The 8,468-nt window shown below is 51.2% G+C and carries 5 protein-coding genes; 2 read left to right on the forward strand and 3 right to left on the reverse strand.

Annotated elements, in window-relative coordinates; all coding sequences use genetic code 11:
- The first annotated feature begins 4 nt into the window (after window positions 1-4).
- Window positions 5-2,317, forward strand: coding sequence for a PEP/pyruvate-binding domain-containing protein (locus AB1611_03130; GenBank protein ID MEW6378584.1), 2,313 nt, complete (start codon window positions 5-7; stop codon window positions 2,315-2,317).
- On the opposite strand, the gene AB1611_03135 is transcribed toward AB1611_03130, so the two are convergent.
- Window positions 2,289-3,278 carry a TIGR01212 family radical SAM protein gene (locus tag AB1611_03135; protein ID MEW6378585.1) on the reverse strand — a complete coding sequence of 330 codons (990 nt, stop codon included), beginning with the start codon at window positions 3,276-3,278 and terminating at the stop codon, window positions 2,289-2,291. The two genes, AB1611_03130 and AB1611_03135, sit on opposite strands and share 29 nt — an antisense overlap.
- Before the next feature lie 124 nt (window positions 3,279-3,402).
- Between AB1611_03135 and mnmG the strand changes: the two genes are divergently transcribed.
- A complete protein-coding gene (gene mnmG / locus AB1611_03140; protein ID MEW6378586.1) occupies window positions 3,403-5,301 on the forward strand; it encodes a tRNA uridine-5-carboxymethylaminomethyl(34) synthesis enzyme MnmG in 1,899 nt (632 codons plus the stop codon).
- 1 nt (window position 5,302) lies between these two features.
- Here mnmG and AB1611_03145 read toward each other — a convergent pair whose 3' ends face one another.
- Window positions 5,303-6,130 carry a mechanosensitive ion channel domain-containing protein gene (locus AB1611_03145; GenBank protein MEW6378587.1) on the reverse strand — a complete coding sequence of 276 codons (828 nt, stop codon included), beginning with the start codon at window positions 6,128-6,130 and terminating at the stop codon, window positions 5,303-5,305.
- A gap of 31 nt (window positions 6,131-6,161) precedes the next feature.
- Window positions 6,162-8,177 carry a hypothetical protein gene (locus tag AB1611_03150; protein ID MEW6378588.1) on the reverse strand — a complete coding sequence of 672 codons (2,016 nt, stop codon included), beginning with the start codon at window positions 8,175-8,177 and terminating at the stop codon, window positions 6,162-6,164.
- Between the last annotated feature and the right edge of the window lie 291 nt (window positions 8,178-8,468).

Raw genomic sequence — 8,468 nt, forward strand, 5'->3', positions numbered from 1 at the left:
TTTTTTGTCTCAGGAAGAAGTATGTTCGGGAAGCCAGAATTTTTACTCTGTTGCATACTACCCTGCAATATGGCTGAACCAGTCCCCGGAAGTTACTGCCTGGCAGTATTACCTGCCAAATTCAAATCAAAGTTACCCGCACAATCTCAATCAATATATAGTTGACACTCTGTATGCTGCTTCGAGCGGTCGATATCAGTATTGGAATCCTTTTGTCTATTCATCGGGAAGCACATCATGCCTAGATGATATTCTCAGGGCTGTTTTTGGAGAAGTAGTCAATACCGACCTGTGGGCTGCCTGGTACAAACCGGGAGCTTTTCAACCTGGCTGGCCAGGCATCGTTCCAGCGGCAGGGTATTTGTCGTGGCCGGGATATTTCTCCTGGCCCTGGACAGAGCCTGAGCCTGAATATCCTCAAGCAAAACAGATCGATCCTGCAGATGGAGTTACTCTGATTAATGAGCTGGCCATGTTCGAAACGCTGGCTTGTGTGGGTGATGTACCTGGCGCTCTCAGCGTCCGCGAAGTAAAATTTTTAATCACCGGAGTTGATACCGAGAACCCTGTTGTTTACTTTTACAATACGAAAAAGCATGTCTATCACTTTTTCTTCGCTCAAGATGTCTTACAAATGTATACCGACCTCAATAAATTCAATTCGGAAACCTACTTTACCGACCATAACCGGAAAAATCTTGCCGGTTCTCTGATTGCCTACAGCAATTATCAGCCTGAAACCGGCGGAAAAGGGATTTATGCTCTTGAATTCTGGCCCACTGATCCGGTGAAGTTTAAATTTGTCAAGATTGCCTATGATCTTATAACCGCCAAAATGCCTTTTGCCAGGTCGAACATTGCCTATCATGCTGTTGGAGAGATTCAACGGAATTTATTTGAGCAAGAGAAAGCCGAATATGAAAATTCTTCCGTAAAAACCATCAGCAGTGAAGAGCTTTTTGGAAATACCGCTTACAGCCCGCTGAATCCTGGAGAAGCATACGGGCTTCTCAGGGTAATCAAAAGCAACGAGGCTGTAACGGCTAAAGACATCGTCATCTTCAGAACGGCTCCCAATGACCTGACTCATGTGGCGGGAATTATCACCGAAACACCCCAGACACCCCTTTCGCATATCAATTTGAAAGCCAACCAGAATAATACCCCGAATGTGTACATAAAGAATGCTTCGACCCATCCTGATATCGCTCCTTTCATTGGCCAATATGTGCATTTCCAGGTGACTCCCGATGGGTTCACCATCGAACCGGCGAGTCAGGACGATGTTGATGCTTTCTTTGAATCGATCCGGCCGTCCGAGCCTCAGTTCCCCATAAGAGATTTGAGCGTGACAGCAATAGCAGCTTTGAGTGACATCGGGGAATCAGATTTTACGGCTTACGGAGTAAAAGCGGCCAATGTTGCGGAACTTGCCAAATTTCTTCCCAGGGAAATGGTTCCCGATGGTTTTGCCGTGCCCTTTTATTTTTATGACGAGTTTATGAAATATAACAATTTTTACCAGAGAGCCAGAGAGATGATGGCTGATGAGGCATTTAGAACCGATGCCCAGGCACGCGAGGCAGCTCTCGCTGCCTTCAGGAAAAAAATAAAGAAGGGCAGTGTGCCCTGGTGGATGGATCAAGAGCTGCAAGCGGTTTATAATAATCTCAGAAGCCGTGATTCCACACGAGATGTTCGGGCCCGCTCAAGCACAAACAACGAAGATTTAGAAGGATTTAACGGTGCCGGCCTCTATGAATCCTATACCCATACACCGGACGAGGGCCGGTTTATTAATACTATCCGCCAGGTGTGGGCAAGTCTTTGGACGTATCGGGCTTTTGAAGAAAGAGAATTTTACCGCATAGATCACTTCCAGGCTGCAATGGGTGTCCTTATCCATCATAATTACTCGAATGAGCTTGCCAATGGAGTTGCGGTGACAAAAAATATTTTTGATCCAAATTGGGAAGGATTCTATGTAAATGTCCAGGTTGGGGAAGACCTGGTTACGAATCCGGAAGAAGAATCTATTCCCGATGAATTTCTGGTTGCCAGGATTCCAGCTTCAAACTGGGAAATCAAATATGAAATTCTGTCCATTCGGCGTTCAAATAAAACGAAAAATGGAGAGAATGTAATGAGTGATCAGCATATACAGCAGCTTATCCGTGCAATGGCTGATATCCACAGTTACTTTAGAGGAGTCTATCAAATACCTGACGAGGATATGGACTTTGCAATGGACATCGAATTTAAGGTTACCCGGGACAATGAGTTGCAGATTAAGCAGGCCCGTCCCTGGATCGATTAGCGAATCCCTCGACACTACCCCCACCCCTTTTCTGCCCCTGGGAAGTCTCTTTCCACTTCTGCCCCTGCCGGATGTCTCTTTCCGCCAGTGCCTGCTCGATCTTCCGGCGGTTTTCGCTTCCATTCAGGGCCCAGGCCGGAGCAAGCAGCTCATCTGGGTGGGGATCACTGATAAGCCTTTGGATAACCATATCAGAAGGAAGGTATTGAATGAATTCGCACAGGATGTCGATATACTCCTCTCTGGTGAGACAGCAATACTCGCCCCGCTGATACAGAGCGGCCAGGGGAGTGCCTTTAATTACATACAGAAGATGGATTTTAATCCCGTGGATGGCAAGCTGTGAGAGCTTGCAGGCAGTATCGATCATATCGGACTTTTCTTCTCCGGGCAGGCCGAGGATGACATGGACACAGATGTTAATACCTTTGCGGCTGTTGGCCAGGTTAACGGCATCGAGGAATTCTCTGGTTCCGTGTCCGCGATTGATTCTGTGCAGGGTTTGATCATGGAAGGATTGCAGCCCCAGTTCGAGCCAGACAAGATGATCCTGCGCATAGCTTTCCAGAAGGTCCACGATCCCGGAATCGATACAGTCAGGCCGGGTGCCGATGCAAAGACCCACGACCCCTTCAACGGATAAAGCTTCCTCGTACAGGCGCTTGAGGGTTTGCAGTGGAGCATAGGTATTGCTGAAGGATTGAAAGTAGGCCAGGAACTTTCTGGCCTTGTAGCGCTGGCTGATCGACTGCTGCTGGCGCAGGATCTGCTCTCGCACCGAAAGACCGGCCAGGGCCTGCCCTGTGCCTGAGCCTTTCTGATTGCAGAAAATGCAGCCGCCGGTGGACCGCGTGCCGTCACGATTGGGGCAGGTGAAACCTGCATCGATGGTAATCTTCTGTACCCGCTCGGCGTAAAGGTTCCGCAGATAGGTGTTAAAATCGTAAATCCTGTCGCTCATCCAGTGCCGCAACTCCTGTGGTTGGTTCTTCTTTCGATTTGCTTCCGGAGCTTCATTGTAGTATAACATAGTGATAACCTGGCCGTATACCAGGAATTTCCATCAAAAGAATGCAGGGAGGACAATGTCATTGAAGTATGATGTAATTGTGGTCGGAGCAGGGCATGCCGGGTGTGAGGCTGCCCTGGCCAGTGCCAGGATGGGCTGCCGGACGCTTCTTCTGACCATGAATCTTGACGGTATTGCCTATATGGCTTGCAGTCCGTCCATTGGCGGGCTTGGCAAGGGTAATCTGGTACGGGAGATCGACGCCCTGGGCGGTGAAATGGGCAGGGTGTCGGACAGGACAACCATCCAGTTCAAGATTCTGAATACCAGCAAGGGTCCGGCGGTCCAGGGATCCAGGGCCCAGAACGATAAGCTCCGCTACCATATGGCCATGAAGGAAGTCCTGGAAAAGGCCAGCCGCCTGCACATCTGCCAGGGAATGGTTGACAGGCTGCTGGTGGATGGTCACCGGGTTTTTGGAGTAAAGACCAGGCTTCAGGGCGAGATCCTGGCTCAGACAGTGGTGTTGGCTACCGGAACCTATCTTCGCGGCCTGGTCCATGTCGGGACCGAGAGTTTCCCTGCCGGCCGGGCCGGTGAGTTTTCCGCCGAAGGGCTGGCCGACGATTTATTGAAAATTGGCTTTCAGATCGGACGGCTGAAGACCGGAACCCCTCCCCGGCTGCGGGCCTCGACCATCGATTTTTCCGTGATGACCCGCCAGGAGGGTGATGATTCCCCCCGGCCCTTTTCCTCGTCCACAACGCGCCTTGATCTTCCGCAACTGCCCTGCCATCTCACCCAGACGAACGAGAAAACTCATGATCTGATCCGGAAAAACATTCACCTCTCGCCTCTCTACAATGGAACGATTACCGGCATCTCGGCCCGCTATTGCCCCTCCCTTGAAGACAAGGTCATGAAATTCCCTGAGCGGCAGAGCCATCACGTGATCATCGAGCCCGAAGGACTGGAAACCGAGGAGATGTATGCAAGCGGCCTTGGCAACAGCCTCCCCTATGAAATTCAACTGGGTATTGTCCACTCGGTCAGGGGGCTCGAGGAGGCTGAAGTCATGAGACCGGCCTATGCCATCGAGTATGATTTTATCTTTCCCACCCAACTCAAGCCCACCCTGGAAACCAAGCTGATCCAGGGCCTTTACCTGGCCGGTCAGATCAACGGCACCTCAGGCTATGAGGAGGCCGCAGCTCAGGGGCTGTGGGCCGGAATCAATGCCGCCCAGGCGGTGCGGGGCGATGAGCCTTTTATCCTTGACCGGTCGCAAGGCTATATGGGCGTTCTGGTGGATGACCTGGTTACTCGGGGAACGCGCGAGCCCTACCGGATGTTCACCTCACGGGCCGAATACCGGCTGCTCCTGCGGGAGGACAATGCGGACCTTCGGCTGGCGGAAAAAGGACACCGGCTTGGCCTGATCAGCAGGGAGCGCTACGAGCAGGTCAGGGAAAAAGAAGAGGCTATCCGCCGGGGGCTGGAAAAACTCGGTTCGATCAGAGTCCTGCCCAATGCCGGAACAAACCAGACCCTGGCCGGATTAGGATCAGCCCCGCTGCAAAAGGTGGTCACTCTGGCGGAAATCCTGCGGCGTCCCGAGCTGACTTTTTCTGACCTCACGGCTTTTGCAGCCTGCCAGGAGGGTGAGTGCCTGAGCGGTATGGACCCGGAAGTTGTGCGCCAGATCGAGATCCAGGTAAAATATGACGGCTATATCCAGCGGCAGATGCAGGAGATCAGGCAGTTTCAGAGCCTGGAAAAAGTCAGGATCCCGCCTGACCTCGACTACCGGCGCCTGTCCGGCCTGTCCAATGAGCTGAAGCAAAAGCTTACCGAAATCCGGCCTCTCTCCCTTGGCCAGGCTTCCCGCATTTCAGGAATGACCCCGGCGGCTATCTCCGTGCTGATGATCCACCTGAAGACCAGGAAGGCAGTGGACAAACCCCAGGCAGTATAACTTAGCCCTCCCTCTCTTCCTCCTCTACGCTGCTCTTTGGCCATTCTTCCTGGGTAAAGGGTTCCCCGTTTCCATAAAGGTCATATTTCCTGAAGAGTCTCTTGGCCCTTTTGGTGATATCGCTGATAAACATCTTTTCATACTTGGCATTCCTGACATAAGCTTTGACCTGTATCCGGGTAAGGGGGATATCGCCTGACAGGACATCGGCGGCAAGGACGACGAGCGGCTTGGCAGGCTCGATGAGATCGGAGCTTAAAGCTGCCAGCCGGCTGCATTCCAGTGCCTTTTGGGGATCGGTGTTGATCGGCAGGTAAAAATCAGCCAGAACCGGCGACGATGATTCACCCAAATTAGCATTGGTAACCGTGGTATTCAGCAGTTGGGAATTCGGAACAATGATCAGGGTATCGTTATACGCCCTGATTTTGGTGGACCGCAGGCCGATAGACTGCACCACTCCTTCCATATCGTTGATCATGATCCGGTCTCCCTCCTGATAGAGCTTGTCTGACCAGATAACCATGGAACCGAACAGGTTCTTGATCAGCTCCTGAGCTGCAAGCCCTACGGCAACTCCCGCCGAGGTAGCGGCGGCAAAAAGGATCTCCTTGGGGGGCGAGAGGATGTCGAAGCAGACATAAATGCCGAAGCTCCAGACAAGTATGCGGGCCAGCGGTATCCAATAGCGCAGGTGGCGTATCCACAGCGTCTGCTGCTCGATCAGGGCCAGACTTATCTTCAGCAGGAGTTGACTCAGGAGATAAGTTATCAGGAGAACAGCGAGAACTGCTAACACCTGAAAGTATGACAGCTTGAAGCCTTCCATTAATATTTTCAAATTATCCATAATCTTCCTGTTAAACGAGGTTGATCTGCATCAGGTAATCCCGTAAGCTTCCGTACAATTCCGGACGTATCGAGTAGCGGGTCCCCCGGGAAATCAGGAGTCCCATGTTATGCAGGTTGTGAATTGCCATCCTGGTCCGGGGAATGTCCGCCCTGTTAATGGCCTCGATTTCAAGGTAAGGGTGCATGAGGATTTTTTTGAGTATTATCAGCTCCTTCAAAGCAAGGGAGTGAAAGTATTCCCTGGGGTTTGGCAGGTTATAGCTGAGCATGATCCGGTCATTATCAACCGGGGTTACGCACCGCAGGAATATTCGCAGTCCCACGCCGGGAATACCGGAGCTGATCTGGTAAAGACTGGCCCAGAAGAGTGCCTCATTGCTATACTCGAACTGGAAGCCGGAAATCAGCATCCTCTTTTCTATGATGCTTTTGAAAGAGGAAAATTCATACTTGCTGAGGTTGATTTCGAACAGGAACCGCGAGAAAGCCGGAATGGCGGCCCGGATATATTCGGCAACTATTTGATTGACCGAGATCACCATAAGCTTTGAGGAATTCATGACCTGCTCGACAAGGTGCATGGCCAGGGCAAGATTTTCCTCATCGATCAGGAGCATGCGCTCGAAATTATCCAGAAAGACAATCGGCTCGTCGAAGCCGGGCAGCTCTTTGAGAGGCCGGGTTATGGTATGCCGGTAAATTTTGTATTTCCGGTCCCGGAAATGAGTAGTGAGCAGGTAGCCGATCATGCCGAAGCTGCCGGTCATATGGTCTGTCAGAAACAGGAGATTTCCGGTGTGGTTCTGATCGTAGTGGGTCTTGAGCAGGGTGATCACGGCCAGGACCTGGGGCGGAATCACCAGCAGGGCAGGATTTTTCCTGTCCAGAATAACCTCTGAAAGCTGGGCCGGTACCCGGGGAGTCTCCAGCCAGCGGGGGTCCACGGTCAGACTCTTGGCATGGACTTTGGCTTTGTGGGTTATGCCCATGGCCGGCTTCAGCTTTTCATTGATAAGCTGAAAATACCAGGCTTCGCCCCTGGCGGTTGCCTGGTGAAGCTGACTTTTATTCGTCTCACTTACGGTATGGGCCGCTTTTTTAAGCCCTCGCAGGATAAATTTTCTCCGTACCTTTGGCCATGAGCTCTGTTTGAGCTGAACGACCGTATCCATGGCTGTCGATGCATTGGCCAGGGAACGTTTCCGGGAACGGCTGATTTGCTCACGAGCCTCCTGATAAAATCTGTCTATCCACCTGGCGGAACGTTGATTATAAACTTCCGCGAAGGAAGAGGATTCCTTTTCATCCGTATCCCCTGCCAGGTAAGCCTGGAAAGCCTCCAGATTGTTGACTACCGTCTGGATCGACTTATTGAGGCTCCCCAGCAGTTGCTCCGTCTCTCTTCTGTGGTTTTCCACAATCGCCTTGCGAAGCACACCGATAACGCTCTCGCTCGATATCCACTCGCGAGGGAACAGGATGGACATACTCCGGACAACAGGAACAGACCATCTGCCTGAAGGCAGGTGAGAGAGCAGGTCGGGAAAGTCGCCGGTTCTGAATTCAGGCTTCAGCAGCCGGTGGTTTACCAGGTTTTCCTTCAGCAGATCAAGGGATGATTGCAGGTCATCATAGTCTTTCTCAATAGCCTGCCGTATCGGGTCCCTGCACTCCAGAAGCTTGCGAAGCCAGACATAAAACTGCCGGGTTTGCTCATATATTCTCTCACGGTTCCTGAGTAAGAGGAGGTTAAGACGCAACCGCCGGGAAGAAAAACAGGTCAAAGGATATTTCCACCGGGGAATCAGCCTCGCCTGGTTTGAAGGCTCAACGAATCCGGCACAGTGACAGGGCTCCCATTTTCTGATAACCTTCAGCTCCATCATGACAATCCGCCTGAGATGCCGGTAGTTCTGATCGAGCCATTCCCTCCCTTCCCGGGTATGGACAAGGGAGCTTTTTCCCTCGATCAGCTCAAGAAACCGCTCGGTATGATGAAAAGGTGTATCGAGACTGACTTCCATGATTTTCCTTCCATAATGCCATCATAATGAAAGGCTTTTTGTTGTAAGAAACCAAAACTTCTCTTTGAAAGAGATATCCTACAAAAGGAGCACCGGAAAGGTCAAGGAGTTTTTTGTGATCCTGGGCATGGTAAGCGATTATTCCAACACCCCCATGTCTTGATGGTAAATATTCTGAAGATCATATCCAATATAGTGTAGTGACGGGTTCTTTTTGGATTATGAAATAGAGGGTAGTCAAAGACGCTAAAATGAATGGCACTTACATAAGAGTTGGTATTTCTCCCGCAG

The organism is bacterium (assembly GCA_040755755.1).
Classification (GTDB): domain Bacteria; phylum SZUA-182; class SZUA-182; order DTGQ01; family DTGQ01; genus DTGQ01.

Excerpts from the sequence above, each read along its gene's own strand:
- AB1611_03135 (MEW6378585.1), bottom strand. The coding sequence starts at position 3,278 with ATGAGCGACAGGATTTACGATTTTAACACCTATCTGCGGAACCTTTAC.
- mnmG (MEW6378586.1), top strand. The coding sequence starts at position 3,403 with ATGTCATTGAAGTATGATGTAATTGTGGTCGGAGCAGGGCATGCCGGG.
- AB1611_03145 (MEW6378587.1), bottom strand. The coding sequence starts at position 6,130 with ATGGAAGGCTTCAAGCTGTCATACTTTCAGGTGTTAGCAGTTCTCGCT.
- AB1611_03150 (MEW6378588.1), bottom strand. The coding sequence starts at position 8,177 with ATGGAAGTCAGTCTCGATACACCTTTTCATCATACCGAGCGGTTTCTT.